Origin of the sequence: Nonomuraea sp. NPDC049141 (genome assembly GCF_040648415.1) — a bacterium.
In the GTDB taxonomy this organism is placed as follows: Bacteria; Actinomycetota; Actinomycetes; order Streptosporangiales; family Streptosporangiaceae; genus Nonomuraea.
Genome location: NZ_JBEZDR010000012.1, coordinates 146,140 through 173,119, shown reverse-complemented (window position 1 = coordinate 173,119; position 26,980 = coordinate 146,140). Strand labels below are relative to the sequence as shown.

General features: G+C 69.7%; 24 protein-coding genes and 1 tRNA gene. 10 read left to right on the top strand and 15 right to left on the bottom strand.

Annotation, left to right across the window (positions count from 1 at the left end; translation table 11 throughout):
- The first annotated feature begins 28 nt into the window (after positions 1-28).
- From AB0B91_RS34155 to AB0B91_RS34130, 6 genes are read left to right on the top strand one after another with little or no spacing between them, the layout of a single operon-like run.
- Positions 29-1,330: a Wzz/FepE/Etk N-terminal domain-containing protein gene (locus AB0B91_RS34155; protein ID WP_358328311.1), complete on the top strand. Its 1,302-nt coding sequence runs from the start codon at positions 29-31 to the stop codon at positions 1,328-1,330.
- A complete protein-coding gene (locus AB0B91_RS34150) occupies positions 1,327-2,604 on the top strand; it encodes a hypothetical protein (protein WP_358328308.1) in 1,278 nt (425 codons plus the stop codon). The genes AB0B91_RS34155 and AB0B91_RS34150 overlap by 4 nt, the downstream gene beginning before the upstream one ends.
- Positions 2,601-3,506 carry a hypothetical protein gene (locus AB0B91_RS34145; protein ID WP_358328305.1) on the top strand — a complete coding sequence of 302 codons (906 nt, stop codon included), beginning with the start codon at positions 2,601-2,603 and terminating at the stop codon, positions 3,504-3,506. The genes AB0B91_RS34150 and AB0B91_RS34145 overlap by 4 nt, the downstream gene beginning before the upstream one ends.
- A gap of 5 nt (positions 3,507-3,511) precedes the next feature.
- Positions 3,512-4,357: a sulfotransferase domain-containing protein gene (locus AB0B91_RS34140; protein WP_358328889.1), complete on the top strand. Its 846-nt coding sequence runs from the start codon at positions 3,512-3,514 to the stop codon at positions 4,355-4,357.
- On the top strand, positions 4,345-5,625 hold the full coding sequence (locus AB0B91_RS34135) for a polysaccharide biosynthesis C-terminal domain-containing protein (protein WP_358328302.1): 1,281 nt from the start codon (positions 4,345-4,347) through the stop codon (positions 5,623-5,625). The genes AB0B91_RS34140 and AB0B91_RS34135 overlap by 13 nt, the downstream gene beginning before the upstream one ends.
- Positions 5,622-6,533, top strand: a complete 912-nt coding sequence (locus tag AB0B91_RS34130) for a sulfotransferase (RefSeq protein ID WP_358328299.1) — start codon at positions 5,622-5,624, stop codon at positions 6,531-6,533. Before AB0B91_RS34135 ends, AB0B91_RS34130 begins: the two co-directional genes overlap by 4 nt.
- Here the strand turns inward: AB0B91_RS34130 and AB0B91_RS34125 are convergent.
- The 13 genes from AB0B91_RS34125 to AB0B91_RS34065 form a co-directional block, all read right to left on the bottom strand.
- Entirely contained in the window at positions 6,508-7,134 is a 627-nt protein-coding gene (locus AB0B91_RS34125; RefSeq protein ID WP_358328296.1) for a hypothetical protein, read from the bottom strand. The genes AB0B91_RS34130 and AB0B91_RS34125 overlap by 26 nt on opposite strands.
- A gap of 39 nt (positions 7,135-7,173) precedes the next feature.
- Positions 7,174-7,977 (bottom strand): WecB/TagA/CpsF family glycosyltransferase, encoded by an 804-nt coding sequence (locus AB0B91_RS34120; protein ID WP_358328293.1) that lies wholly within the window; start codon positions 7,975-7,977, stop codon positions 7,174-7,176.
- Positions 7,978-8,352: 375 nt separating this feature from the next.
- Positions 8,353-9,273, bottom strand: coding sequence for a glycosyltransferase family 2 protein (locus AB0B91_RS34115; RefSeq protein WP_358328290.1), 921 nt, complete (start codon positions 9,271-9,273; stop codon positions 8,353-8,355).
- Positions 9,274-9,448: 175 nt separating this feature from the next.
- Entirely contained in the window at positions 9,449-10,357 is a 909-nt protein-coding gene (locus AB0B91_RS34110; protein ID WP_358328287.1) for a sulfotransferase, read from the bottom strand.
- Positions 10,358-10,552: 195 nt separating this feature from the next.
- Positions 10,553-11,815, bottom strand: a complete 1,263-nt coding sequence (gene cysN / locus AB0B91_RS34105) for a sulfate adenylyltransferase subunit CysN (protein ID WP_358328284.1) — start codon at positions 11,813-11,815, stop codon at positions 10,553-10,555.
- Positions 11,816-11,819: 4 nt separating this feature from the next.
- Positions 11,820-12,734 carry a sulfate adenylyltransferase subunit CysD gene (cysD, locus tag AB0B91_RS34100; RefSeq protein ID WP_358328281.1) on the bottom strand — a complete coding sequence of 305 codons (915 nt, stop codon included), beginning with the start codon at positions 12,732-12,734 and terminating at the stop codon, positions 11,820-11,822.
- Positions 12,735-12,752: 18 nt separating this feature from the next.
- Entirely contained in the window at positions 12,753-13,529 is a 777-nt protein-coding gene (locus AB0B91_RS34095) for an inositol monophosphatase family protein (RefSeq protein ID WP_358328278.1), read from the bottom strand.
- Positions 13,529-14,854 carry a sugar transferase gene (locus AB0B91_RS34090; RefSeq protein WP_358328886.1) on the bottom strand — a complete coding sequence of 442 codons (1,326 nt, stop codon included), beginning with the start codon at positions 14,852-14,854 and terminating at the stop codon, positions 13,529-13,531. The genes AB0B91_RS34095 and AB0B91_RS34090 overlap by 1 nt, the downstream gene beginning before the upstream one ends.
- 226 nt (positions 14,855-15,080) lie before the next feature.
- A complete protein-coding gene (gene pth, locus AB0B91_RS34085) occupies positions 15,081-15,665 on the bottom strand; it encodes an aminoacyl-tRNA hydrolase (RefSeq protein WP_358328274.1) in 585 nt (194 codons plus the stop codon).
- A gap of 60 nt (positions 15,666-15,725) precedes the next feature.
- The gene (locus AB0B91_RS34080; RefSeq protein WP_358328271.1) at positions 15,726-16,334 is read right to left on the bottom strand and encodes a 50S ribosomal protein L25/general stress protein Ctc; all 609 of its coding nucleotides are present in this window, start codon (positions 16,332-16,334) and stop codon (positions 15,726-15,728) included.
- Between the two features lie 161 nt (positions 16,335-16,495).
- The gene (locus AB0B91_RS34075; protein WP_219534033.1) at positions 16,496-17,473 is read right to left on the bottom strand and encodes a ribose-phosphate diphosphokinase; all 978 of its coding nucleotides are present in this window, start codon (positions 17,471-17,473) and stop codon (positions 16,496-16,498) included.
- Positions 17,474-17,537: 64 nt separating this feature from the next.
- Positions 17,538-18,989: a bifunctional UDP-N-acetylglucosamine diphosphorylase/glucosamine-1-phosphate N-acetyltransferase GlmU gene (gene glmU, locus AB0B91_RS34070; protein WP_358328268.1), complete on the bottom strand. Its 1,452-nt coding sequence runs from the start codon at positions 18,987-18,989 to the stop codon at positions 17,538-17,540.
- Between the two features lie 118 nt (positions 18,990-19,107).
- Positions 19,108-19,179 (bottom strand) — tRNA-Gln (locus tag AB0B91_RS34065).
- A 232-nt stretch (positions 19,180-19,411) separates the two neighbouring features.
- On the opposite strand from AB0B91_RS34065, the gene AB0B91_RS34060 reads away from it, so the two are divergent.
- The 4 genes from AB0B91_RS34060 to AB0B91_RS34045 all read left to right on the top strand — a co-directional run bounded on the left by AB0B91_RS34060 (position 19,412) and on the right by AB0B91_RS34045 (position 24,251).
- Complete coding sequence (locus tag AB0B91_RS34060) at positions 19,412-20,350, top strand: acyl-CoA desaturase (protein ID WP_358328265.1); 939 nt, start codon at positions 19,412-19,414, stop codon at positions 20,348-20,350.
- Positions 20,351-20,444: 94 nt separating this feature from the next.
- Positions 20,445-21,311 carry a TetR family transcriptional regulator gene (locus tag AB0B91_RS34055; protein ID WP_358328883.1) on the top strand — a complete coding sequence of 289 codons (867 nt, stop codon included), beginning with the start codon at positions 20,445-20,447 and terminating at the stop codon, positions 21,309-21,311.
- Positions 21,312-21,364: 53 nt separating this feature from the next.
- Entirely contained in the window at positions 21,365-23,425 is a 2,061-nt protein-coding gene (locus tag AB0B91_RS34050; protein WP_358328262.1) for an RNA degradosome polyphosphate kinase, read from the top strand.
- On the top strand, positions 23,418-24,251 hold the full coding sequence (locus tag AB0B91_RS34045; RefSeq protein WP_358328261.1) for an NUDIX hydrolase: 834 nt from the start codon (positions 23,418-23,420) through the stop codon (positions 24,249-24,251). Before AB0B91_RS34050 ends, AB0B91_RS34045 begins: the two co-directional genes overlap by 8 nt.
- Before the next feature lie 4 nt (positions 24,252-24,255).
- On the opposite strand, the gene AB0B91_RS34040 is transcribed toward AB0B91_RS34045, so the two are convergent.
- Together AB0B91_RS34040 and AB0B91_RS34035 are read right to left on the bottom strand one after the other, a co-directional pair.
- On the bottom strand, positions 24,256-25,431 hold the full coding sequence (locus AB0B91_RS34040) for a cytochrome P450 (RefSeq protein WP_358328258.1): 1,176 nt from the start codon (positions 25,429-25,431) through the stop codon (positions 24,256-24,258).
- Positions 25,428-26,930 carry a CYTH and CHAD domain-containing protein gene (locus AB0B91_RS34035; protein WP_358328255.1) on the bottom strand — a complete coding sequence of 501 codons (1,503 nt, stop codon included), beginning with the start codon at positions 26,928-26,930 and terminating at the stop codon, positions 25,428-25,430. The genes AB0B91_RS34040 and AB0B91_RS34035 overlap by 4 nt, the downstream gene beginning before the upstream one ends.
- Positions 26,931-26,980: the final 50 nt, after the last annotated feature.

Sequence of the window (26,980 nt, the reverse complement as noted above, 5' to 3'; positions counted from 1 at the left end):
GCACATACTCCAAGGGAGATCCGCCCCAATGAGCCTGTCGCCGGACTACCCGGGCCGCCGCCCCGGCACCGACCTGGCGGAGCACCTCTCGCTGTTGCGCAGACGCTGGCTGCCGTTTCTGGGGCTCCTGCTGGCCGGCGGCACGGCGGGGCTGGCGCTGCTGCGGGTCACCCCGCCCGCCTACACCGCCACCACCCAGGTCCTGGTCGCGCCCGTGGGCATCCAGGACCAGAGCAACCAGGTGACCAACCGGCAGCGCGAACCACTCAACCTCGACACCGAGGCGCAGATCGCGCAGTCGTCCGTGGTGGCGGCAAAGGCCGCGAAGGAGCTCAAGACCAGCACGCCCGAGCCCGTCGAGGTCTCGGTGCCGCCCAACTCGGCCGTGCTGTGGATTTCCGTCACGGCCGCCGACCCCGCCGTCGCGGCGGCCCAGTCGCAGGCGTACGCGCAGGCGTACCTGACCAACCGCACCGAGAGCGCGCAGGCGACGATGACCGCGCAGCAGCGGGCGATGCTGGTCAAACTCCGGCAGGTCAACACCGCGCTCGACACCGTGATCAAGGAGCTCGCCCGGCTGGGCAAGGGCACCATCGAGCACACGATCGCCGCGCACCGGCAGAGCGTGCTCAACCGGCAGGCCTACAGCCTCACGCTCAAGTACGACGCGCTGAAGACCGTCGCCGTCACTCCCGGCTCGATCATCAGCCAGGCCACGCCGCCGACCGTGCCGAGCTCGCCCAGCCTGCCGCTCTACCTCGGCACCGGGCTCATGATCGGCCTGCTCCTCGGCACGGCCGCCGCCTACGTCCGCGACCGGCTCGACACCCGGCTGCGCACCGCCGCCGACGTCGAGCGGCTGACCGGGCTGCCCGTCCTCGGCGACCTGTCGGACCCACCGGCCCGGGGCGTGCCGAATGACCTGGCCGCCGCCGTGGTCGCCGCCTGCCCCGGCAAGCGGCTGCTGATCAGGGCGATCCCGTCCGAGCTCGGCGCGAAATCGGTGCTCGGGCCGCTGGCCCGCACCGCGCCGCTGTCGCTGCTGACCGGCTCCGACGTGGGCGACCTGGCCCGGGCCGACGCGGCCTTGCTGCTGGTCGGGGTCGGCCGGGCCACCTCGGTGCAGGCGGACGCCGCCGTACGCCATCTGGGCAGGCACAACGTACCGATCATCGGTGTGGTGACGACGGCGGACCCGGCCCCCGGGCACGGTTCGCGGGCCGGCGCCTCGCTCGGCAAGCTGGTCGCCAGCGGCGAGCTGGAGCCCGGCCTGTCCCCTGAGACGGATCCCATGACGGCGTTCCCCCAGCCACCGGGCACCTCGCCATGAGAGGCCCCGCGTGGCCGATCGGCGCGCTCCTGCTCGGCTATCCCGTGTGGTGGGCGCTCGGCTTCGGGGGCCTGTCGGTGATCGTCCTGGCGGCGCCCATGGCCGTCATCCTCTGGCGGCGCCGGCCGATCCGGGTGCCACGCGGGTTCGGCCTGTGGCTGCTGCTCCTGGCCGGATACACGGTGAGCGCGCTGATGCTGGCCGACATGCCGCCCGACACCTACGGCGGCTTCAACGCCGGGCGGGTGATCGGCTACCTCATGCGGTTCGCGCTCTACACGGCACTGTTGATCATGGTTCTCTACCTGGGCAACCTGACCGAGCGGGAGCTGCCGCAGCTCAGACTCGTCCGGATGCTCGGCGTGCTGTTCGTCACGACCGTGGTGGGCGGGCTGCTCGGGGTGTTCTTCCCCAGGCTGGAGTTCACCTCGCCGGTGGAGCGGGTGCTGCCGGGCTGGATCAGCGACAACGCCTTCGTCCAGAACCTCATCCACCCCACCGCCGCCCAGACCCAGAAGGTGCTGGGCTACGCCTCACCCCGCCCCGAGGCGCCGTTCGAGTGGGCCAACGCGTGGGGCAGCAACGTGTCGGTGCTGCTGATCTGGTTCGTGGTCGGCTGGTGGGTGTACGGCGGAGGCGGGCGCAAGGCGGCGGCCATCGCCTTGACGGCCGTGGCCGCCATCCCGATCGTCTACTCGCTCAACCGCGGCCTCTGGATCGGCCTGGGGCTGGCCGGGCTCTACCTGATCGTCCGGGTCGGCGGACGCACCAGGCTGGCCCTGTGCGCCACGGCGGTGGCGGCGACGCTGGCGTTCGCGCTCAGCCCGCTCGCCTCGCTGGTCGGCCAGCGCCTGGACAACCCGCACTCCAACGACATCAGGGCCTTCACCGTGTCGGCGACCATCGCGGCGGCCGCCCACTCCCCGATCATCGGCTACGGCAACACCCGCAACGCCATGGGCAACCACCGCACGATCACCACCGGCAAGACCGAGTGGTGCGGCGGCTGCGGCCATCCGCCGCTGGGCAGCGACGGGCAGCTCTGGCTGCTGATCATCACCCAGGGCTTCGTGGGGGCGGCGCTCTACGTGGCGTTCTTCCTGGGCGCGATCCGGCGCCACTGGCCCGACCGCAGCCCGATCGGGCTCGCGGGCGTGCTCGTCATGATCCTCGTGCTGCTCTACATGTTCGTGTACGACGGCCTGGTCACGCCGCTCAGCCTCTATCTCATCTCGTTCGCCCTCCTGTGGCGCAACGCCAGGGAGGCCTCGTGAACGACGCGAACCGGCGGCTGCGCTATCTCGATCAGACGCTGCGGTCGCTCTACCCCGGCCCCGGCTCACCGCGCCCCTACAGCGTGCTGCCGCACCGGCTGGTGCCACGCCGCCTGGCCCCCCGGCGCCGATGGCACGCGCTGCTGGGGCGCCGGGTCATGGTGCACGTCGAGGAGTCGATCGAGACCCATCTGAGCGACGTCCTCGGCGTCCCCGTCGAGACCGCCCTCCACGTACGGCCGGCCAGGCGGGCCAATCGCAAGCCCGTTCTGGAGGCGCGCCGCGAGGGCTCTCTGCTGGCGTTCGTGAAGGTCGGCGACACCGCGCGCACCCGCGAGCTGGTCGACGGCGAGGCCGCCGCGCTCAGGAAAATGGGCGAGCTGGCGCTGAAGACGGTCGTCGTGCCGGCCGTGCTCCACTACGGGCAATGGGGGGAGTTCTCGGTTCTGGCCCTGTCGCCGCTGCCGGTCCGGCGCGGCCGGGTCCCCGCCGCGCTGCTCACCGACGCCGTCAGGGAGATCGCGGACACCGGCGGCCCTGAGGGAGCCGCCTGGCACGGCGACCTGTCGCCCTGGAACATCGCACCGTCCGGCGACGGGCGGCTGCTCGTGTGGGACTGGGAGCGCTACGCGGTCGGCGTGCCCTACGGGTTCGACGCCGTGCACCACTTCTTCCAGCGCGCCCTGCGGCGGATGAACCCGCCCACGGCAGCGCGGGCCTGCCTGGCGCAGGCTCTGCCGGTGCTCGCACCGCTCGGGCTGTCGGCCGCGCAGGCCAGGCGGACGGCCCTGCACTACCTCATCGCGCTGGCCGACCGGCACGCCACCGACGGCCACGAACCCCTCGGGCCACCGGACACCTGGCTCAACCCCCTCATCGATCAGCAGGAGTCAGTCACGTGAACACCATGAAGCAGTCGGTGCTGTCCGTCTCCCGGACCACCGGGAAGTTCACGTCGAGCGTGCGGATGCTGCCGTCGTTCCTGATCGCCGGGGCGCAGCGGTGCGGCACCACGTCGCTCTACCGGGCGCTGGCCCGGCACCCGCTGCTGCTCAAACCGGTGCTGCACAAAGGCGTCCACTACTTCGACGCCAGCTACGGGCGAGGTCTGTCCTGGTATCAGGGGCATTTCCCGCTCCGGGCGGCCGCCGCGCGGCTCGCCCGCCGCCACGGCACGCACCCGCTGGCGTTCGAGTCGTCGCCCTACTACCTGTTCCATCCGCTGGCCGGCGAGCGCATCGCCGCCGACCTGCCCGAGGTCAAGCTCATCGTGCTGGTCCGCGACCCGGTCGAGCGGGCGTGCTCGGCGCACGCCCACGAGCTGGCCAGGGGGTACGAGACCGAGTCCGGCTTCGAGCGGGCCGTGGAGCTGGAGGTGCCACGGCTGGCCGGCGCCGAGCAGAGCCTGCGGGCCCGCCCCTACTCCGTCCACCACTCGCACCGCCACCACGCTTACCTGGCGCGCGGGCGATACGCCGAGCAGCTCGACCGGCTGGAGCCGCTGTTCGGCCGCGAACGCATCCTGGTGCTCGACAGCCACCGCTTCTTCACCGAGCCCGAACGCATGTACGACCGGGTGCTGGACTTCCTCGGCCTGCCGCATCTGGGCTACCCGGCGTTCGAGCGGCACAACGGGCGGCCACTGCCCCGGCCGCTGCCCGACTCGGTCAGGCGAGCACTCAGGGACCACTTCGAGGTGTACGACACGCGGCTCACCCGCTGGCTGGGGGGTGACCCGTCGTGGCGCCGCTGACCGCACGCCTGGCGGGCCCGCTCGGGCAGGTGGCCAAGGGTGGCATCGCGGGCATCACCGGGGCCGCCATCAGCGCGGCGGCGCAGTTCCTGCTGGTGGTGGTCGTCACCAGGGCCTTCAGCGCGCACCAGGCGGGCACCTTCTTCACCGCCACCGCCCTGGCCCTCATGATCGCCGGAGTGGCCAAGCTCGACGCGGGCAACGGCCTCATCTACTTCATCGCCCGCGCCAAGACCTACGACTACCACGGCATTTCCGGATATATCCGGGCAGCTCTCGTCCCGGCGGTCCTGGTCGCCACCGCCTTCGGAGCGGTCCTCTACCCGCGGCTCGGTCTCCTGGCCGTGGCTCTGCCGGTGATGGTCGTCGCCGACGTCCTGCTCGCCGCCACCCGCGGCTTCGGCGCCATGCGTCCCACGGTGCTGCTCGACGGGATGGCGCTGCCCGCGCTCCAGTTCCTGCTGGTCGCCGCCGCGGCCGTCGCCGTCAGGCCGCAGTGGCTGCCGTTGGCGTGGGCGCTGCCGTACCTGCCGGTGGCGCTGCTCGCCGCGATCCAGCTACGCGGACGCCTGCCGCGTACGCCGTACCTGCCGGGAACCGGCCGCGACCTGTGGCGCTACACGGCGCCGCGCTCGATGGCGGGCGCCATCCAGGCGGTGTTCCAGCGGCTCGACATCGTGATCGTCGCGGTGCTCGGCGGCCCGGTCCAGGCGGCCGTCTACACCGCCGCCACCCGGTTCAAGGTCGTCGGCCAGCTCGCCAACCAGGGCCTGGCGCAGGCCGTACAACCGAGGCTGGTCAGGGCGATGGCCGACGGCGAACTGGCGCGGGCGCGGGAGCTGTACCAGGCGGCGACGGTCTGGCTGGTGCTGCTCACCTGGCCGGTCTGGCTCGGGTACGCCGCGCTGGCGCCGTGGCTGCTGCGGCTGTTCGGTGCGGGGTACGACACCGCCGTGCCGGTGGCGCTGGTCCTGGCGGGCACGATGATGCTGGCGACGGCGTGCGGCATGGTCGACGTCGTCCTGACCGCCGCCGGGCACACCACGGCCAGCCTGCTCAACCTGGTGGCCGCGATCGCCTGCACGGTCGTGCTGGACGTGGCGCTCATCCCGGCCCACGGCGCCTTCGGCGCGGTGCTCGGCTGGTCGGGCGGGATGGTCGTGAAGAACCTGCTCCCCCTCTGGCAACTGCACCACCGCTACGGCCTCCACCCCTTCGGCCGCCACAGCCTCCCGGCACTCCGCGTCCGCTCCTGGGCCACCGCATGACCGCTCCCATCCTGGTGACGGGCCTGCCCAGGAGCGGCACGAGCTGGACGGGCAAGATGCTGGCGGCCGGGGGCGACCTCGTCTACGTCAACGAGCCGCTGAACCCCCAGCATCCGCCCGGCCGCTGTCCCGGTGTCCTGCGGGCGCACGTCACCCACCGCTTCCAGTACATCTGCGATGACAACGCCGCCGACTGGCTGCCCGCCTTCCGCGACACGGTGGCGCTGCGCTACCGCTACCTGGCCGAACTCCGCGCCAACCGCTCGCCGTACGATCTCGCCCGCATGGCGCGCTACGGCACGGCCTTCACACTGGGCCGCCTGCTGGGCCGGCGCGCACTGCTCGACGACCCGTTCGCGGTGCTGTCGGCGGGCTGGTTCGCCGCGCGCCTGGGCTGCAAGGTGATCGCGCTGACCCGCGACCCGGTGGCGTTCGTAGCCAGCTGGCAGCGCCTCGGCTGGACCGTCTACTTCCACGAACTCCTCGAACAGCCCCTGCTCATCCGCGACCACCCCGAACTCCTGGCACTACGCGCCCTCGTCGGCTCCCAGGACCGCATCGCCAAGGCGGCGGCCCTGTGGCGGGTCACCCGGTCGATCCTCGCCCGTACTCCGGACATCCTGCTGACCTCCTACGACGCCTTGGCCGCCGCACCGGTCCAGGGCTTCCGTGAGTTGTACGCCTACGCGGGCCTCGCCTGGTCACCCACCGCAGAACGCCGCATCACCAGAGCCTGCACGGCCCCCGCCGGCAGTGGCAGCGCGTTCGCCTGGTCGGGCCTGACCCTGTCCCGCACGGCCTTCCGCCCCATGAACTCGCGCCGCGCCCTCGAAACGGCCACCCGCGGCCTGACCTCCGCGGAAGCGTCTCGCGTACGGGCGCTCACTTCCGCAGATTTCCCGGCCTGAGGTGCATGGGCAGGTCCACGGCCACCCCGCGGCCACGCAGCAGGACCCACACCAGCCTGGTCTGCACGATCGCCGCGATCACGAACGCGTAGATGTAGAGAAAGAGGTTCCCCACGAGCAGGGCGGGGACCGACAGCGGCAGCAGCGCGTAGATCAGCACCGGGCTCACCACGCCTGTCATGTCTCCGGCCATGTCGAACACCCCCGCCGCGATGGCCCCCATGCAGAACACGCCATAGCCCGTGGTCACCCAGAAGGCCAGGCGGCCGCGCGAATACCGGCCGGTGAACTCGGTGATCGTCTCGTCTCTGGCCCACGCGTTACCGCCGGCGGCACGGGGTCTGCCCCTGCTGAACCACCACAACGGCACCGCCTGCACCAGCCCGAGCCCGGTAAACAGGGCGACCGTCACCAGGTCTTCGAAACGGAGATCGGGCAGCAGGAACATCACCAGGCTGGCCGGGAACGCGATGATCGAGAGCAGCCTCGCGAACGTACTCGCGGCCGGGCTCACCATCACGAGGACGGCCAGCAGAACCAGCAGAGCGCAGTAGACGAGCATCAGCAGGCCGACGAACCGGGCCCGGGTGGGTAATTTCACTGCGACACCCTATGGGCCCGCGAACCGGCGGCAGAAGGCCTATTCCCGAGTGGACCTGATGCTTCCTGAAGAGGCCCTTTTGCGCAGGCAGCCACCCAGCAGCCGGGCCGCGAACGGCAGGTCGTCGATCAGATAGCGCCTGGCCAGCCGTCCGGGCTCGGTCGCCAACCGGAACGCCCACTCCAGCCCCGCCCCCTGCATCCAGCCGGGCGCCCTGGGGACCGTCCCGGCGGCGAACGCGATCGCCGACCCGCACCCCACGAACCACGACCCCGGCAGATCCTGGCTCAGGCGCGCGATCAGCCGGTCCTGCCGCGGAAACCCGAGCCCGACGAACACCAGTCTCGGCCCCGCTCCCACGACCCTCCGCCGCACCCGTTCACGCCCTCCGTCCCCGTTCTCGAACCGGAACGGCGGCGCGTCCACGCCGCAGACCTGCAGCCTGGGATAACAGGCGGTGAGCTCACGAGCGGCTGACACGGCCGCACCCGGCGGGCCGCCCAGGAGATAGATCGGCCACCCTCGGCGCGCGGCCAGCTTGCTCAACGACCAGATCAGGTCGGCCCCGGTGACCCGCTCGGGTATCGGCGTGCCGAGCAGCCGCGCCGCCCACACCAGCGGCATCCCATCGGCCACGACGAGGTCCGCGGAGTTGACGAGGTGACGTAGTTTGTCGTCCTTTTCGACGGCCCGGCAGATGTCGACGTTCGGCGTCACGATCCGGCCGCCCCGCCCGGCCTCCAGCTCCCCGTCCACGTGCTCGACGACCTGCCGCTCGGTCAGCGGATCGACGGCCACGCCCCCGACCACCACCCGCCCCGGCCTCTCCTTCTCCCCAGCCATCCCCCGCCCCTCTCCCGACGCCCCCATGAGCCCCTCTCATGTCGCTCCCCGGATCAGGACTCCTCGCGACGGGGGCAGGATGTGACGGTCCCGCCGGAGTACGGAAGAGCGCCATACCTCGATCCGCCCGCTCAGGCCGGACGCGAAATCGCGGCACGCCCCGATCCGGCCGCTCAGGCTGGACGCGAGATCGCAGCCCGTCTCGATCCGACCCCTCACGCCAGACGCGAGACCACGGCATTGCCCTTCCCGCCTGCTCGCTCTGACGGCGGGACGGCGACACGGCCGGGTCGGGGCGCTCGGCCGGGCCACGAGGGGGCGACACCGCTGGCTCCGGCTGCTCGGTATGGCCGTGGGAAGGAGGTCTGGGGTGGGTCAAATGCCGTGCCCCCGATCGTGGAGCAGGGCGAGCACTGCCCGTGCCGAGATGAGGCCGGCGGCGACGGCGAGGGCGATCGGCGCGCGAGGTTCGCCGATGCGGGAGGCGAACGTACGGAGGGCCCAGCGTCCGGCCTCACGGCGCCGGCCCAACGCGGCGTGGTGGAAGGCGAGTTGGCCGTAGACCCGCGCTGCGCCTCGCGGATCCACGGCCAGTTCGGGGTGACGGGCGAGCATCCATTCCAGCCCGGCGATGCGGTCGGCCCAGCCGGCGACATAGTGGGAATTGCCCCAACGGATACGTACAAGTGGGCGATCGACGTTCGCGATCGGATGCCGCTTGGCGGCGCGCAGGGCCAGATCCCAGTCCTCGTTCTGCCCGGCCGGAGCGCTCTCGTCCACCCACACGGCGCCACGCCTGAACAGGAACGTCGACGAGTGCACCATCACCATGCGCGAACGCACCAGGTCGGCCACCGTGACCGTGTCGGTGCCCGCGAGCCTCGGCACCCGGCGCCGGCCGTACTCGACCTCGATGCCGCAGCTCACGAACTCGGCGCCGCCCTCGATGGCCCGCGCCTGCGCGGCGAGCTTGCCCGGCAGCCATACGTCGTCGTCGTCGCAGAACGCGATCATCTCGGTGTGGCAGGCGGCGATCCCGGTGTTGCGCGCGCCCGGCAGACCGGCGCTGAGGACGTTGGGCAGGACGAGCACACGATGGTGGACGCCCGTGCCGTTCCGCTGCGCGGCCACGTCGGCCACCTGCTCGGCGACGGCGGCGGGATCACCACCGTCGACGACGATGGCCAGCGAGATCCGCCCGGGGTAGTCCTGCGTCAGGACGGCTCGGGTGGCCGTCCGCAGTTGTTCGGGCCGGTCTCCCCGGGTCGGGATCACCACACCGACGGACGGGCTCATGCGGCCCCCACTTCGAGAGGTACGGCCCACGCCACGACGTCGGCAACCGATCCACAAGGCACAGCTCGCACCCCGGCGTCGGCAACCGACCCACGAGGCACGACTCGCGCCCCGGTATCGGCAGCCGGTCCATGAGGTACGGCTCGCGGTCCGGTATCGCAGGTCCGAGGCGCGTTCATGCCATCGCCTCCCCGTAGCCGTACCTCAGCCGGAGCGGCCAGGTGAGGGCGGCGACCAGCCGCCGGTGGTGGCGCGACAGGCCGGATCTCCATGAGTCGTCCCGTCGAAGGTGGACCGGGCCGACGGTGAAGCGCATGGGGTTGCCCGAGGCGGTGTGGGCGGTGGTCAACCGGGCGGTCGTGCCGGTGAGGAACGGCAGCGCCGTGGTCAGGCCCAGGGTGTCGGCCAATGTCGCCAGGGCGGCCGCTGGGTCGGCCAGGAGGTCCTCGTAGCGGAGCCTCGTCACCTGGACACCGCGAGCGGCGAGGAGGTCCAGGGCGAGGTTCTGGGCCGTCCAGTGGGCCGCTGTGCGGGCGGGGCCCCAGCGGGTCATCGGGCGGCCGTCCTCGGGGCGTTCGACGGTCTTGCGCCAGGAGTGGGCGACGGCCCGCGGGTCTCTGACCACGTGGACCACGTGCACGTCCACCCCGGCCGCCGCCAGGCAGAAGGCCAGGGAGGCGTGTTTGCCGGAGTCGACGACGGCCGTCGCGCCGGCGGTGACGGCCGCGGCGTCGTAGAGGCGCTGGTAGGTGGCGGCGTACTCCGCCAGATCCGGGTGGGTGATGTGCGGGATCCTGCGCGTGCGGTCGACGCGGTGCCGCAGGGCGAGGACGCGTTCGGCCAGAGCCGGTGTCCATCCGCCGAACGCGGTCTCGCCGACTTCGCGCCAGAACGGGCAGGCCGGGAAGGGGGCGCCACATCCGCACGGCTCGCCGGCCAGCACACCTCTGGCCCAGAGGTGGACGACCTCGCCCAGGGGCGTAACGCCCGGGATCTCGCCGAGCAGTCTTTCGAGCAGCGTGGTGCCGCTACGGCCGAGGCCGCCCAGGTAGATCACTCTGGAAGCGGTCGAACGGTGAGTCACGGGGGAACGGCTTTCGCGCGAAGAATACGGAACGTGGAGAGGCTAGCGCGGAGAGTAATCATTCCATCCGTGAAACGGTAAAGGATCTACCTAAGTCCCACCGCGATCCCTGGTCAGCGCCACCTGCCGCCAAGCCACACAGAACACGCAAAAGCGGGCGCCCGGCCCACCGGACGCCCGCCTCGAACGACGTGACTACCGCACGTCCATGATCATGCCGGCCCCCACCGTCCCGTTCGTGGCCTCGTCCACCAGGATGAACCCACCGGTCAGCCGGTTACGCGAGTAGTCGTCCACGAACAACGGCTGGGTGATCCGCAACGACACCCGCCCGATCTCGTTGAGCGACAGCGAGGTCGCCGTCTCGTCCCGGTGCAGTGTGTTGACGTCGAGCCGATAGTGCAGGTCGCGGACGAGCGCCCGGGCAGTGCGCGTCGTGTGCTTGATCATGAGCTTGGAGCGCGGCGCCAGTTTGGTGGTGTCGGCCATCCAGCAGACCATGGCCTCGATCTCCTGCGCCACCTGCGGCTGGTTGTTGGGCCGGGCGATCAGGTCACCGCGCGAGATGTCGATGTCGTCCTCGAAGCGGAGCGTCACCGACATCGGCGGGAACGCCTCCTCCACCGGCCCGTCGAAGGTGTCGATCGAGGCGATCCGGGTGACCAGGCCCGAGGGAAGGTGGACGACCTCGTCGCCGGGCTTGAGCACGCCGCCCGCCACCTGGCCCGCGTAACCGCGGTAGTCGTGGAAGGCGTGGTCGGTGGCCCGCTGCGGGCGGATCACGTATTGGACGGGGAAGCGCACGTCGACCAGGTTGCGGTCGGAGGCGATGTGGACGTTCTCCAGGTGGTGCAGCAGCGACGAGCCGTGGTACCAGGGCATGTTCTCGGACCTGGAGACCACGTTGTCGCCGTTGAGCGCCGAGATGGGGATGAACGTCAGGTCGGCCACGTTCAGCTTCGAGGCGAAGGCGGTGAACTCCTCGCGGATCTCCTCGAAGCGCTCCTCGGAGTAGTCGACCAGGTCCATCTTGTTCACGGCCAGGACCAGGTGGGGCACCCGCAGGAGCGTGGTCAGGAAGGCGTGCCGCCTCGACTGCTCCAGGACGCCCTTGCGCGCGTCGATGAGGATGATCGCCAGGTCGGCGGTGGAGGCGCCGGTGACCATGTTGCGGGTGTATTGGATGTGCCCGGGCGTGTCGGCGATGATGAACTTGCGGCGCGGCGTCGCGAAGTAGCGGTAGGCCACGTCGATCGTGATGCCCTGCTCCCGCTCGGCCCGCAGGCCGTCGGTGAGCAGCGACAGGTCGGTGTATTCGGTGCCGCGGTCGCGCGAGGTGCGCTCGACCGCCTCCAGCTGGTCTTCGAAGATCGCCTTGGAGTCGAAGAGCAGGCGGCCGATCAGGGTGGACTTGCCGTCATCGACGCTTCCGGCCGTGGCGAAACGCAGGATGTCCATAGGTTTAGAAGTAGCCTTCCCGCTTGCGATCCTCCATGGCGGCCTCCGAGGCGCGGTCGTCGGCCCTGGTGGCCCCGCGCTCGGTGATCCGGGTGACCGCGATCTCCTCGATGATCTCCTCCACCGTGGCGGCCGTGGACTGCACGGCCCCGGTGCAGGTCATGTCGCCCACCGTGCGATAGCGCACCACCGCCTCGAACAGCGGCTCATCGTCGCCCCGCTTGACGACCTCGGAGTCGGGCAGCAGCATGCCGTCGCGCTCGAAGACCTTGCGGGTGTGGGAGAAGTAGATGGACGGGATCTCGATGCCCTCGCGCCGGATGTAGTCCCAGACGTCGAGCTCGGTCCAGTTGGACAGCGGGAACACCCGGATGTGCTCGCCCTTGCGGATCCGCGCGTTGTAGAGGTTCCACAGCTCGGGGCGCTGGTTCTTCGGGTCCCACTGGCCGAAGTCGTCGCGGAAGGAGAACACCCGCTCCTTGGCGCGGGCCTTCTCCTCATCGCGGCGGGCACCGCCGAAGACGGCGTCGAACTCCTGCTCCTCGATCGCGTCGAGCAGCGTGGTGGTCTGCAGGCGGTTGCGCGAGGCGCGCCGCCCCGTCTCCTCGACCACGCGCCCGGCGTCGATCGAGTCCTGCACGCTGGCCACGATCAGGCGGGCGGCCAGTTCCTCGGAACGGCGGTCACGGAACTCGATGACCTCCTCGAAGTTGTGGCCCGTGTCGACATGCATCAGCGGAAAGGGGATCGGGGCCGGCCAGAACGCCTTCTCGGCGATCCGCAGCATGACGATGGAGTCCTTGCCGCCCGAGAAGAGCAGACAGGGACGCTCGAACTCCGCCGCCACTTCACGCATGATGTGAATGGCCTCGGCTTCGAGTACGTCGAGCTGCGACGTCGTATAGTCGCGCTGGAGCATGGGGACTTCCTCCGGCCTTCAGCGGTGCAGATCCCGAATCCCGGCGAGCAGAGCAGACGCCAAGTCAGGTAGGGAAACAAGGATATCCGGTAGTGAGGGGTCAACCTGGTTGTAGGTCAGCGGCGAGCCGTCGATGCGACTGGCGTGGGCCCCGGCCGCCTGCGCGACGGCGACGGGCGCGGCTGAGTCCCACTCGAACTGACCTCCGGCGTGCACGTACGCCTCGACCTCGCCGGTGAGCACGGCGGAGATCTTCGCCCCGGCCGACCCGATCGGCACGAGGTCGGCACCGACCAGGTAGGCCAGCTTCTGCACGAACTCGGGGGGCCTCGTGCGGCTCACCGCGATGCGAAACCGGCCGTTGTTGGCGGCGGGGTCGAAGACGGGCAGCGTGGGCGGCTCGGCGGTGGTGAGCGTGCGGCCCTGCGCGGGCAGCGCCACCGCGCCGGCGGCCAGCGCGCCCCGGTCCCAGAGGGCCACGTGGACGGCCCAGTCGGCCCGGCCCTCCTCGGAGAACTCGCGGGTGCCGTCGAGGGGGTCGACGATCCACACCCGTGATGCGCTCTGCCTGCGCGGGTCCAGCCGTTCCTCGCGGGTGGCCTCCTCGGAGAGCACGCAGTCGCTCGGCCGCAGCCGGGCCAGCGACTCCATCAGGAAGACGTGCGCGCTGCGGTCGCCCTCGGCCCGCAGCGCGGCCGCGTCACCGAAGCCGGTGCGTCGCCGAGTCTCCAGCAACCGCTCGCCCGCCTCCGTCGCCAGATCGGCGGCGAGGGCATGGTCGTCCCGAATCGTCATCAATAAGCTCCTTGCCCGCGGGCGACGGCCGACCAGGTCTTCCAGAGGATCTGAAGATCCAACATGAGAGACCAGTTCTCCACGTAACGCAGGTCGAGACGGACGGATTCCTCCCACGATAGGTCGGATCGCCCACTAACCTGCCACAGCCCGGTCAGTCCGGGCCGGACCAGCAGTCTTCTGCGCACGTCGTCGCCATAGCGGGCGACCTCTTCCGGCAGCGGCGGGCGCGGTCCGACCAGCGACATGTGCCCGAGCACCACGTTGATGAGCTGCGGCAGCTCGTCGAGCGAGTGGCGCCGCATCAGCGTGCCGAGCGGCGTCACCCGCGGATCGTTGCGGACCTTGAACAGCACGCCGTCGCCATCGCTGACGAGAGTGATCTTCTGCTGCTCGGCGCCACGTCGCATCGTGCGGAACTTCACAATCATGAACAGCTTGCCGTCCTTGCCGACCCGGATCTGCCGGAACAGCGCGGCCCCGGGACTGGTCACGCGTACGGCCAGCGCCAGCCCGCCCAGCAGCGGCGCCAGGCACACCAGCAGTAGGGCGGCCACCACCCGGTCGAAGCCGTTCTTGACCAGTTGCCTGGCCCCCGCCAGCTCGGGGTGCTCGACGTGCAGCAGCGGCAGCCCGGCGGCCGGCCGGATCATCGTGCGCGGCCCGGCCACGTCCATCAGCGCCGGGGCGACCACCAGGTCGGTCCGGGTGCGCTCCAGCCGCCAGGCTAGCCGGCGCAGCGCCTGGCCGTCCATCTCGGGGCAGGCCAGCACGGCCACGGTGTCGGCGCCGGACTGGTCGACCACGATCGACACGTCGCTGAAGCCGCCCGCGACGGGCACGTCCGCGATCCGCTCTTCGGGCGCGTCGTCGGGCAGGCAGGCGGCCACGACCTCCATGCCGTGGTAGGGCTCCCTGCGGAACAGCTGGACCAGCTCGGCGATCGCCGAGGCGTGCCCGACGGCCACCACCTTACGCATGCACGCGCCCGCCGCCCGGCGCCGGTGCAGCGAGCGGCGCAGGCCGTACCTGCAGAAAAGGGTGAAGAGTGTGACGAGCGGCAGGGCGAGGACCACGTAGCCGCGGGCGATGTCGGTCTTGGTCACGTAGGAGCCGATGGCCGTCGCGGCGGTCAGCGCGACGCCGCACTGCACGACGCGGCGGAACTCCTCGGAGCCGATGCCGATCATGCGCGGCTCGTAGGCCCGGTTGAACGCGACCGTGCAGATCCACAGCAGCGGCAGCGCCACGCTGACCGCGAAGTATGGCGCGGAGTAGGCGGTGAAGCCGCCGAACCTGACGTAGAACGCGGAGCCGGACGCCATGCCCGCGCACAGGAAGTCGCTGAACATGGCACGGATGCGATAGGCGCGTATCCAGGTAGGCAGGTAGGGGCTGACCCTCCTGGACCTGGCGTGGCCGGACCGGACTAGGGTCATCAGCCCCTCGCCGTCGCGCACGAATCCTCCACGTGACCGGTGATCTACAGACAGTCACCAGATCGTAGCGTCGGCGGAGGCATGGGAACCTACGAACGACCCAATGCGATGGTCAGCGAGGAGGGCCGGAAATGTGCAGATCAGCGCGGTGGAATTCGTTCTGCGTGACTTCGAGGCCGCGCTCCATCAGCGACTCCACCACGTCGGCCGCCCGGTCGACCAGGAAGGCCAGGTCCTTGCGCTCAGCCGTGGCGAAGTCCTTCAGAACGTAGGCTGCGGGATCCATCCGGCCGGGCGGGCGCCCGATGCCAAAGCGTACTCGCAGGTAGTCGCGGGTGCCGAGCACCTTGGTGATCGACTTCAGCCCATTGTGGCCGTTGTCGCCGCCGCCGAGCTTGGCGCGCAGCGCGCCGTACGGGACGTCGAGCTCGTCGTGGACCACGATCAGCCGGTCGGGGGCGAGCTTGTAGAAGTCGGACAGTGCTTTGACCGGCCCGCCCGAAAGGTTCATGTACGTCAGCGGCTTGGCCAGCACCGCGCGGCTGGACTCCAGCACCTCGGACCGGCTCCGGTGCGCCTTGAACCGCCCGCCGGCCCTGGCGGCCAGCTCGTCGAGCACCATGAAGCCCGCGTTGTGCCTGTTGCCGGCGTACTCGGAACCTGGATTGCCCAGCCCGACGATCAACCAGCGGTCCATGTGTCTCCCTCACGCGAAACGGGGCAGCCATCGGCTGCCCCGTCGCCGAACAGCGGCGTGTTACTCGGCGGCTTCGTCGCTGAGCGTGGCGGCCGCGGCGGCCTCCTCGGCCTCGGCCGCGGTGGGCTCCTCGACCGGCTTGGAGATGACCTGGAGGATGACGGTCTCGGGCTCGGCGATCAGCGTGGTGCCCTTGGCCAGCTTGAGGTCGGCGGCGGTGATCACCGTGCCGATCGTCAGGCCCTCGACGTCGACCTCGACGCCGGTCGGGATGTGGGTGGCCTCGGCCTCGACCGAGACGGAGACGAGCTGCTGGTCGAGCAGGCCCTCGGAGTTGACGTCGCCGACCGTGGTGACCGGGATGTCGACCGTGACCTTCTCGCCCCGCCGGACCAGGAGCAGGTCGACATGCTCGACGAAGCCCTTGATCGGGTCGCGCTGAACGCCCTTGGGCAGCGCGAGCTCGTCGACGCCGTCGCCCTTGAGGTGGATCAGCACGTTGGCGGTGCGGAGCGCGAGCAGCACCTCGTGGCCGGGCAGCGTCAGGTGCTTGGTGTCGGTGCCGTGGCCGTAGAGGACGGCCGGCACCTTGTTGTCACGGCGGATCTTGCGAGCGGCGCCCTTGCCGAACACGGTGCGCGGCTCGGCGGCGATACGTACTTCAGACACGACATCTCCTAGGGATGCAGTTCAGGATTTTGCGCTCCCCCTCACCCGCCCTAGCGGAAGGCGTTACGAACGCAACCCTCCAAGTCTACAGCGCTGTTTGCCGGGCTCCCGCCCGGAAGGCTGCGATGGATGTCCTCGCTGCGCTGCGGATCCATCACAGCTCAGGTGTCACCCTCGAACAAGCTGGTCACCGAGCCGTCGGTGAACACCTCGGTGATCGCGCGGGCGATCAGCGGCGCTATCGACAGGACGGTGAGCTTGTCGAACCTGTTGGCCTGCGACAACGGCAGGGTGTTGGTGACGATGACCTCGGAGATCCGGGAGTTCTTCAGCCGGTCGACCGCGGGATCGGAGAACACCGCGTGGGTGGCGGCGGTGATCACGTTGGTGGCGCCCTGCTCGTAGAGGGCGTCGGCGGCCTTGCAGATGGTGCCCGCGGTGTCGATCATGTCGTCGATCAGCACGCAGGTGCGTCCGCGTACCTTGCCGACGACCTCGCTGACCTTCACCGAGTTGGCCACGTCGAGGTCGCGGCGCTTATGGATGAAGGCCAGCGGCGTGCCGAGCGTGTCGGCCCAGCGCTCCGACAGCCGGACCCGGCCGGTGTCGGGCGAGACGATCGTGGTGGTCGCCAGGTCGAGCCGGTTCTTCAGGTAGCTCTCGAGCACCGGCATGGCGAACAGGTGGTCGACCGGGCCGTCGAAGAAGCCCTGGATCTGCGAGGTGTGCAGGTCTATCGACATGAGCCGGTCGGCGCCCGCGGTCTTGAACATGTCGGCCATCAGCCTGGCCGTGATCGGCTCGCGGCCGCGGCTCTTCTTGTCCTGTCTGGCGTAGCCGAAGAACGGCATGACCACGGTGATGCGCTTGGCGGAGGCCCGCTTCAGCGCGTCGACCATGATGAGCTGCTCCATGATCCACTGGTTGATGGGCCAGGTGTGGCTCTGGATCACGAAGGCATCGCAGCCGCGGACGGATTCGAGGTAGCGGGCGTAGATCTCGCCGTTGGCGAAGTCGATCAGCTTGGTGGGCGTGAGTGAGACGCCGACGTGCTCGGCGACCTCCTCGGCGAGCTCGGGGTAGGCGCGGCCGGAGAAGAGCATGAGGTTCTTCTCGCCGGGCTGCTTGATGCTGGTCATGAGATCTCCTTCGTCGGTCCCATGACCACGGTGCGGTTGTTACTGATGACCTCGACAAGCTCGGTCATTTGCCACTCTCCTGCTGTTCTTGCTTGGCCAGCGCCTTTTCCGCCGCCGCCGCCGATTTCGTACCCGCGCGCCGGCGCAAGACCCATTTTTCGATGTTGCGCTGTCGCGCCCTGGCCACGCCGATCGCCCCCGGGGGGACGTCGCCGTCGATGACCGAACCGGCCGCGGTGTAAGCGCCGTCGCCCACGGTCACGGGGGCGACGAGCATGGAGTCGCAGCCGACGAACGCGCCGTCGCGCACCGTGCTGCGGTGTTTGTTGACGCCGTCGTAGTTGACGAAGATCACGGCTGCGCCGATGTTGACGTCGTCGCCGATCGTGGCGTCGCCCGCGTACGACAGGTGTGGCACCTTCGACCGCTCGCCGACCTGCGTGTTCTTCATCTCGACGAACGTGCCCGCCTTGGACTTGTGGCCGAGCACAGTGCCGGGGCGCAGGTAGGCGTAGGGACCGACGCTCGCCTCCGGGCCGATCTCGGCGTGGTCGCAGACCGCGTTGCGTACGACCGCGCCCGCGCCGACCTTGGTGTCGGTCAGCGTGGTGGCCGGCCCGACCTCCGCTCCGGCTTCGATGACGGTGTGACCGTGCAGCTGCGTGCCGGGGTGGACGACCACGTCGGGCTCGATCTCGACGCCGACGTCGATCCAGGTGCTGGCCGGGTCGATGATCGTGACTCCGGCCCGCATGTGGCCGTCGAGCAGCCGCTGGTTGAGCACCTTGCGGGCGGAGGCGAGTTGTACGCGGTCGTTGACACCCTCGACCTCGACGAAGTCGGCCGCGATGTGCGCGCCGACCCGGTGGCCCTCCTCCCGCAGGATGGACAGCACGTCGGTGAGGTATTCCTCGCCCTGGGCGTTGTCGGTGGAGACCCGTTTGACCGCATCGGCGAGCAGCAGCCCGTCGAAGGCGTAGATGCCGGAGTTCATCTCTTTGATGACGCGCTGCTCGGGCGTGGCGTCCTTCTCCTCGACGATCTCCAGCACGGCGCCGCCGGGGTCGCGGATGATGCGCCCGTATCCGGTCGGGTCGGGCACCTCGGCCGTCAGCACGGTGACCGCGTTGCCGTCACCAGTATGGCGTTCGAGCAGCCCGGCGAGGGTCTGCGTACGAAGCAGAGGCACGTCTCCGTAGGTGACGAGGACGGTGCCGGCGATCGTGCCGAGCTCTTCGAGCACGGTGCGGACGGCGTGGCCGGTGCCGCGCTGCTCCCGCTGGACGACGGCGCGCGCGTCGGGGCTCGACTCGGCCAGGTGCGCGCCGACCCGTTCGGAGGCGTGGCCGATGACGACGATGAGCCGTTCGGGACCTAGGTCGCGAGCGGCGGTGAGCATGTGATCGACCAAGGCACGGCCGCACATCTCATGCAGGACTTTGGGGGTTCGGCTCTTCATCCGGGTGCCCTCGCCTGCGGCGAGGACGATGACTGCGGCCGGGCGCGGCACACTCACGGACTGGGGCTCCCTGTGGCTGGGCGGTTCAGGGTCGCGGCTCTCGCACCGCCACCCTCCCGACACCGTGAGGATACCCAACGGACACTCACGCTTACTCGGCGGGAGAGCCTCCAAGCTCCCGGAAGAGGACTCGAACCCCTACAAAGTGGACCAAAACCACTTGTCCTGCCGATTAGACGATCCGGGACTAAATCGGGCACCGCAGCGCCCGACGCACTCCTACGATACCGATCCTTGGCCCACGCGCGCGCCACATAACAGACCACCCGAAAAGCCGCAAGGTAAAGAACCTACTCCTCTTCCGGGCAGAGAGTCGCCTTCGCCACACTCGCGGCTTAGGTCTTACTAACTTACGATGGCGTAGGTTACGGTGGCGTAGCCAGGACATTCGTTCTCATATATGTCGTGAGAGGTAGCCCATGACCGTTATCGCCGAGCGCACGTCCCCCGGACCGAAGCCCGACGTCGAACCCGAACCCCGGACCAAAGCCGAGCTCGTCACCTTCGCCCTCGTCGTGGGGCTCCCCCTCATCGCGATCGTGGCCGCGGTGCCGTTCGCGTGGGGTTGGGGGCTCGGCTGGACCGACATCGTCATCGCCTTCGTCTTCTATGTCGTGACCGGCCTCGGCGTCACCGTCGGTCTGCACCGCTACTTCACGCACGGCTCGTTCAAGGCCAAGCGCCCCCTGAAGATCGCGCTGGGCATCGCGGGCAGCCTCTCGCTGGAGATGTCCGTGCTCGACTGGGTGGCCACCCACCGCAAGCACCACAAGTTCTCCGACAAGGAGGGCGACCCGCACTCGCCGTGGCGCTTCGGCCCCGGCTTCAAGTCGCTGTCCAAGGGTCTGCTGTACGCGCACATGGGCTGGATGTTCGACGCCGACCGGACCAACCGCGAGAAGTACGCCCCCGACCTGGTCAAGGACGACGACGTCGTCAAGCTGCACAAGTGGTTCGGCCCGCTGGCCCTCACCTCACTGTTGCTGCCCGGCATCCTCGGCGGCCTGCTCACCTGGTCCTGGCAGGGCGCGCTGACCGCGCTGTTCTGGGGCTCGCTGATCCGCATCGGCCTGCTGCACCACGTGACCTGGTCGATCAACTCGATCTGCCACGTGTTCGGCGAGGAGGACTTCCAGGTCCGCGACAAGTCGCGCAACGTGTGGTGGCTGGCCATCCCCTCGTTCGGCGAGTCGTGGCACAACCTGCACCACTCCGACCCCACCTGCGCCAGGCACGGCGCGTTGAAGGGCCAGATCGACCTCAGCGCCGAAGCCATCCGGATCTTCGAACGGCTCGGCTGGGTGTACGACGTACGTTGGCCGACCCCCGAACGCCTGGCGGCGAAGCGCATTGGATGACCCCGGCTCCTTGATGACCGGCCCTTTGATGACCGGTCAATCATCGAGCACCGCCATTATGGAAACCGTGACCGAACCCCGATCTCGCAGGCGCATGACTGGCAGGGAACGAAGAGAGCAGCTGATCCAGATCAGCCGTACGCTCTTCGCCGAGAAGGGGTTCGACGGGACCTCCATCGAGGAGATAGCGGCAACGGCCCAGGTCTCGAAGCCGGTGGTGTACGAACACTTCGGCGGCAAGGAAGGCGTCTACGCGGTCGTGGTCGACCGGGAGATGCAGAAGCTGCTCAGCATGATCACCGAGGCGCTGTCCGCCTCCCACTCGCTGATCAAGCTGGAGCGGGCCGCCCTGGCCCTGCTCCACTACATAGAGGAGAGCAGCGAGGGTTTCCGCATCCTGGTGCGCGACTCGCACGCCGCCTCGGGCACGGGCACGTTCGCGAGCCTGATCAGCGAGATCGCCAGCCAGGTCGAGGACGTTCTGGCCGACGAGTTCGTCTCTCGCAACTACGACCCCAAGCTGGCGCCGATGTACGCGCAGATGCTCGTCGGCATGGTGGCGCTGACCGGCCAGTGGTGGCTCGACGTGCGCAAGCCGGGCCGCGAGGAGGTCGCCGCCCATGTGGTCAACCTGGCCTGGAACGGCCTGACCGGGCTGAACCCGCAGCCGGCCATCACCGCGACCGGGCGCGCCCACCCGCCCGTCGCCGTGCCGCGCACCAGCGAGAAGGAGCTGCGCGAGCTGGAGAAGGCCCGCGACAAGGAGCTCAAGGAAGCCGAGAAGGCCCGCCAGCGGGAGCTCAAGGAGGCCGAGAAGATCCGGGTCCGCGAGCTGAAGGAGCGCGAGAAGCTGCTGAAGGACGCCGAGAAGGCCCGCGAGCGCGAGGAGAAGCTGCGCCAGCGGGAGGCTCGCCTGGCCGAACGCGCCGCCAGGCTGGAGCAGATTGACCAGGCAGAATAAGCCGTTGCCGGGTCGTTCACGTTCTGTTCAACCAAATGGGGCATATTTCTCATATGTCCGCGGAACCACTTCGTCCTGAGAGCGATCTCCCCCTGCCACAAGAGAGGTTCCTCAACCGCGAGGAGAGCTGGCTGCAGTTCAACGAGCGGGTGCTGGAACTGGCTGAAGACTCGGCCCTGCCCCTACTTGAACGCGTCCGCTTCCTGGCAATCTTCGCCAGCAACCTGGATGAGTTCTTCCGGGTACGGGTGGCCGGGCTGAAGCGGCGGATGGCCACCGGGCTGCTGCTCAGGACGAAGAGTGGGCTGAAACCGCGCGAGGAGCTGGCCCGGATCTCGGCGATCTCCGACGAGCTGGCCAAGCGGCACGCGGCGGTCTTCCACCAGCAGGTCTGCCCGCAGCTGGCCGCCGAGGGCATCGAGATCGTCAGGTGGGACGACCTGGGCCGCGAGGAGCGTACGGAGCTGCGCAAACTGTTCAGGGAGCGGATCCGGCCGGTGCTGACGCCGCTGGCCGTCGACCCTGCACACCCATTTCCGTATATTTCGGGACTCAGCCTGAATCTGGCGGTCCTGGTGAGGAATCCGGCGAACGATCACACCGTGTTCGCGCGGGTCAAGGTTCCTTCGCAGCTGCCCAGGTTCGTCACCGCGTCCAAGGACAGGTTCGTGCCGATGGAGGACGTCATCGCGGCACATCTGGGGCAGCTCTTCAAGGGCATGGAGATCGTCCAGCACCACGCCTTCAGGGTGACCCGCAACGAGGACCTCGACGTGGACGAGGACATCACCGAGAACCTCATGCAGGCGCTGGAGCGGGAGCTGAAGAACCGCCGCTTCGGCCCGGCCGTACGGCTGGAGGTCGAGGACACCATCACGCCCGAGGTGCTCGATCTGCTGGTCGAGGAGCTCGAAGTCGCGCCGCACGAGATCTACCGGCTGGCCGGCCCGCTCGACCTGACCGGGCTGCACGCCCTCGCCGATCTGGACCGGGCCGAGCTGAGCTACCGGCCGTTCGTCCCCAGGGAGGCCGTGCTGGCGGATGACGACATCTTCGCGGCGCTGCGCGAGCGGGACGTGCTCCTGCACCACCCCTACGACTCGTTCGCCACCAGCGTGCAGCGCTTCATCGAGGCGGCGGCCGAGGACCCGAACGTCCTGGCGATCAAGCAAACCCTCTACCGGACCAGCGGCGAGTCCCCCATCGTCGACGCGCTGATCGAGGCGGCCGAGTCGGGCAAGCAGGTCGTCGTGGTGGTGGAGATCAAGGCCCGCTTCGACGAGCACGCCAACATCGAATGGGCGCGCAAGCTGGAGAAGGCCGGCTGCCACGTGGTCTACGGCGTGGTCGGGCTGAAGACGCACTGCAAGCTGGCCCTGGTCGTACGGCAGGAGCCGTCCGGCGAGCTGCGCCGCTACTGCCACATCGGAACGGGCAACTACAACCCCAAGACGGCCAGGCAGTACGAGGATCTCGGCCTGCTCACCGCGGACCCGCTGGTCGGCGAGGACGTCACGGACCTGTTCATCCACCTGACCGGCTACTCCAACCACTCGGCCTACCGCAGGCTGCTCGTCGCCCCGCACTCGCTGCGCGGCGGCCTGATGGCCAGGATCGAGCGGGAGATCGCCCACCAGGAGGCGGGCCGTCCCGCGCGCATCAGGATCAAGACGAACTCTCTGGTGGACGAGCCGCTCATCGACGCCCTCTACCGGGCGTCGCGGGCCGGCGTGCAGGTGGACCTGTGGGTGCGGGGCATCTGCACCCTCCGCCCAGGCATTCCGGATCTGTCGGAGAACATCCGCGTACGGTCGATACTCGGCCGTTTCCTGGAGCACTCCCGGATCTACGAGTTCGGCCTGGGCCGGCGGCCCGAGGTGTGGATCGGCAGCGCCGACCTGATGCGCCGCAACCTCGAACGCCGGGTCGAGTCCCTGGTCAAGGTGACCAGCCAGCAGCACAGGGCGTACCTCATCGAGCTGATGGACTTCGCCACCGCTGACACGACGAGCGCGTGGCAGCTGAACTCCGACGGAACCTGGGTGCGACATCCGGGCGAGGACCTGCAGAGCCATCTGATCGGCACCCGCCGCTGGAGGACCGTTGATGACTGACCCGCTCCGTGCCGCCGGAGCCGTGGTGTGGCGTGGTGACGAGCGCCGCCCCGAGGTGGCCGTCATCCACCGCCCGGCCTACGACGACTGGACCTTCCCCAAGGGCAAGCTGAAACACGGCGAGCACGTGATCACCGCCGCGCTGCGCGAGGTACGCGAGGAGACGGGCCTGGTCACGGCGCTCGGCCGCGCCCTGCCGCCGGTCCATTACCTGATCACGGACCGGCTCAAGCGGGTCGACTACTGGGCGGCCCAGGCCACGCCCGAGAGCGTGGCGTTCACCCCCGGCGACGAGGTGGACGAGTTGCGCTGGCTGTCGCTCGACCGCGCCCGCGAGCTCCTGACCTGGGAGTGGGACGCGGGCCTGCTCCACTCGCTGGAGGCGGCGCCGCTGGAGACCGTCCCGCTCGTCCTGATACGTCATGGCTCCGCGGGCTCCAGGCAGGCGTGGAAGGGCGATGACGCGCTGCGCCCCCTCGACACGGACGGCAGGGCGCAGGCCGAGACCATCGCCCGGGTGCTGCCCGCCTACCGTCCCGAGGTCCTGGTGAGCTCGCCCAGCCTCAGGTGCGTTCAGACGCTCCAGCCGTACAGCGCGGACATCAGGACCGAGCCGCTGCTCAGCGAGGAGCACCACGACCCGGACAAGACGACCGCGCTGGTCGGGGAGCTCAGGACGGCGGCGGCCGTGTGCAGCCACGGCAAGGTGCTGCCCGACCTGATCCAGTCGCTCAGCGGCAAGGACGTGAACCTGCGCAAGGGGGCGTTCGCCGTCCTGCACCGGCTGGGCGAGCGGGTCGTCAGCGTGGAGCGCTACCCGACGTGACCGGTCACCAGGTGACGGGCAGTTCGGCGACCCCTTCGGTGATCCGGCCCTCGTTGCGCCGCAGCTCGTCGAACGGCACGGCCACCCGCAGGTCGGGGAAGCGCCGGTAGAGCCGGCTGAACACCGCCTCCAGCTCGACCCTGGCCAGGCTGGCGCCGATGCAGTAGCGCGGGCCGTACCCGAAGCTCAGGTGCGGGTCACTGGACGTCCTGCCCACGTCGAAGGTGTCGGGGTCGGGGTAGATCCGCTCGTCCCTGTTGGCCGCGCCGGGCATGATCAGCACGGCCTCGCCCCTGTGGATCGTGACGCCGCCGATCTCGATGTCGTCGTGGGCGTAGCGGGGCAGGCCGTGCAGGCTGGGCGAGGCCATGCGGAGGATCTCCTCGACGGCGGCGGGCGCCCGCCCGGGGTCGGCCTTGAGCAGCGCGAGCTGGTCGGGATTGGCCTCCAGGAACAGCACGCCGTAGTCGATGCGGTTCACCGTGGTCTCATGTCCGGCGAACAGCAGCCCGCCGGCCAGCTGGGCGATCCTGCCGTCGTCGTCCAGCACGTCGGCCAGGTCGGACAGGACGTCCTCGCCGGGATCGTGCCGCTTGCGCTCGATGAGCCCGGCCATGTACGCGCTCAGCTCCTCGCGCGCCGCCATGCCCTTGGCCTCGTCCGTAACGTCACCCATGCGGGCGGAGACGCCGCTGAAGTAGTCCCGGTCCTCGAAGGGGACGCCGAGCAGCTGGCAGATGACCAGTACGGGGAGCGGGAAGGACAGCTCGGCGTGCAGGTCGGCGGGCGGCGTCAGGCCGGCCAGGTGCTCCAGCCGCTCGTCGACCAGGGCGCCCACGTGGTCGCCGAGCGCCTTCATCCGGCGGGCGGAGAACGAGGGCATGAACAGCTTGCGCATCCGCTCGTTGTCGGCCTTCTCGGTCGCGCTCTCGCCCTGGGGGCCGCCGAGCAGCGCGGAGCCGGAGACGCGGGCGGCCTTCTCCGGTTCGGGGTGCGAGCGCCCGAGCCGGGAGTCGGCGAACAGCTTGCGGGCGTCCTCGTAGCCGCTGACGAGCCAGACCTCACCGCCCACCCGGGTCCGTACCCGGGTGATGCCCTTCTCGGCCCGCAGCTCCCGATAGGCCGCGGGGACCTCGAGCGCGTCATGTCGGTCGAAAGGTATGACTGGTAAGTCACTCATAGTAGTTTCCCGATGGCTTGCACTGTTTCGGCCCAGACTCTGGGGAAGTCCGCGTGTGCTCGCTCCGCCGTGCCGCGTTCGAGGCCGATGAGCAGGCCGTAGGTGAAGGTGTCCTCGCCTGCCTGCCGCGCGGTCTCCGCCTCCTTGGCCAGCGTCTCCTGCGCCACCACACCGTCCTGGTGCGCTCCGAGCACCTCCTGCACGGCCGCGGCGTGCTTGGCCAGCTTGGCCATGCTCTTGCCGAGCGTGGGCTGGAGGGCCTCGGCGGTGTAGCGGGCGCGTTTGGCCGCCTTGCGTACGTCGTGCATGGCGATCTCGCGGCGCTCGAGGTCGGAGATCGCCTGGGCGGTGTCGTAGGCCTTGGTCACCCGGTCCCAGTTGCCGGCGGCCACGTCACTGAGCTTGTCCTGTGCCGGTTTCGCCGCGGCCTTGGTCAGCCTCGGCGTGGCCGTCATCGTGTCGAGGGCGTCGAGCAGCGCGTAGTAGCGCTCGCCGCTGAGGGTCTCCTTGATGCGCTCGTACGCCTCGTGCTCGCGCGCGAGCAGGTCCTCGCCGAGCCTGGCCACGATGGGGCCGGTGACCAGTTCGGGGGCCAGCACCGCCAGCTCGCGGGCGAACCTGGCTCTGATCACCTCCAGGTCCCGGGCCTCGCCGAGCACGGCGCCCAGCCAGCGCAGCTCGTCCTGGACTCGCTTCGTGCCGGTGATGACGGTGTCGAACGCCTTGAGCGCGCTCCGCAGCCTGCGGGCGGCGACGCGCATCTGGTGGACGGCGTCCTCTTCCGCTCTGCGTACTCGGGGATCTTGTGAGAGGAGGGCTGTTACCTGGCTTGCCAGGTAGTTCACGATGACTTGGCCTGCCGTGCCGTCTTTTGTCAGGGCCTGGGCGGGGGGTGGGGGTTCGAGGAGTCTGGCGAGCTTGCTGGCCGCCACTGCCGGGGTGGCGCCGGCCTTCATGAGCCGCTTGCCGATCTTGGCGAGCAGGGCCTGGTCACCTTCGAGCAGCTCCGCCTCGACCTCGCGCCACCGCACGACGTCCGTTTTTTCTGACGCGACCGACTCGTCTGGCTTCTTGGTGTAGACCGTGCCCTTGACCCGGTCGTCGGCGATCTCGACCAGCGGGGTCGGGCCGTCGTGCAGCAGTGAGACGGTCCTGCGGGTGTCGAGCTCGGCCACCACCTGGAGTTCGGCGCCGCGGGTGTAGGCGCGGACGAGTTCGGCCAGTTCGGGGGGCACGACCTTGGTGCTCCGGGTGAGCGGGTGGGTGATCTCCTGACGGACGCCCTTGGCCTTGGGCAGCTTCAGATGCCAGCCCGCGTCGTCACCGCCGCGTCTTCGGCGGAGGGTGATGCCCCGGGTCGCCAGCCGCAGATCGGGCGTGTCGTAGTAGAGCGCCACGAGCTGATAGCTCTTCGGGCCCGAGATCTCCCCAAGCTTGCTCAGGTCGGGTACCGCGTAGTCGGGGGGAACGTCGAACTTGTCCTCGATTTCGATGCCCACAGCACCTCACAGCCTTGGCCGATTTGGACAATCATGCCACCACTGGATGA

Coding starts and splice junctions, on each gene's coding strand:
- AB0B91_RS34155 (WP_358328311.1), top strand. CDS start 29: ATGAGCCTGTCGCCGGACTACCCGGGCCGCCGCCCCGGCACCGACCTG.
- AB0B91_RS34150 (WP_358328308.1), top strand. CDS start 1,327: ATGAGAGGCCCCGCGTGGCCGATCGGCGCGCTCCTGCTCGGCTATCCC.
- AB0B91_RS34140 (WP_358328889.1), top strand. CDS start 3,512: ATGAAGCAGTCGGTGCTGTCCGTCTCCCGGACCACCGGGAAGTTCACG.
- AB0B91_RS34130 (WP_358328299.1), top strand. CDS start 5,622: ATGACCGCTCCCATCCTGGTGACGGGCCTGCCCAGGAGCGGCACGAGC.
- AB0B91_RS34120 (WP_358328293.1), bottom strand. CDS start 7,977: ATGGCTGGGGAGAAGGAGAGGCCGGGGCGGGTGGTGGTCGGGGGCGTG.
- AB0B91_RS34115 (WP_358328290.1), bottom strand. CDS start 9,273: ATGAGCCCGTCCGTCGGTGTGGTGATCCCGACCCGGGGAGACCGGCCC.
- cysN (WP_358328284.1), bottom strand. CDS start 11,815: ATGGACATCCTGCGTTTCGCCACGGCCGGAAGCGTCGATGACGGCAAG.
- cysD (WP_358328281.1), bottom strand. CDS start 12,734: ATGCTCCAGCGCGACTATACGACGTCGCAGCTCGACGTACTCGAAGCC.
- AB0B91_RS34095 (WP_358328278.1), bottom strand. CDS start 13,529: ATGACGATTCGGGACGACCATGCCCTCGCCGCCGATCTGGCGACGGAG.
- AB0B91_RS34090 (WP_358328886.1), bottom strand. CDS start 14,854: ATGGCGTCCGGCTCCGCGTTCTACGTCAGGTTCGGCGGCTTCACCGCC.
- pth (WP_358328274.1), bottom strand. CDS start 15,665: ATGGACCGCTGGTTGATCGTCGGGCTGGGCAATCCAGGTTCCGAGTAC.
- AB0B91_RS34075 (WP_219534033.1), bottom strand. CDS start 17,473: ATGACCAGCATCAAGCAGCCCGGCGAGAAGAACCTCATGCTCTTCTCC.
- AB0B91_RS34060 (WP_358328265.1), top strand. CDS start 19,412: ATGACCGTTATCGCCGAGCGCACGTCCCCCGGACCGAAGCCCGACGTC.
- AB0B91_RS34055 (WP_358328883.1), top strand. CDS start 20,445: ATGACTGGCAGGGAACGAAGAGAGCAGCTGATCCAGATCAGCCGTACG.
- AB0B91_RS34050 (WP_358328262.1), top strand. CDS start 21,365: ATGTCCGCGGAACCACTTCGTCCTGAGAGCGATCTCCCCCTGCCACAA.
- AB0B91_RS34045 (WP_358328261.1), top strand. CDS start 23,418: ATGACTGACCCGCTCCGTGCCGCCGGAGCCGTGGTGTGGCGTGGTGAC.
- AB0B91_RS34040 (WP_358328258.1), bottom strand. CDS start 25,431: ATGAGTGACTTACCAGTCATACCTTTCGACCGACATGACGCGCTCGAG.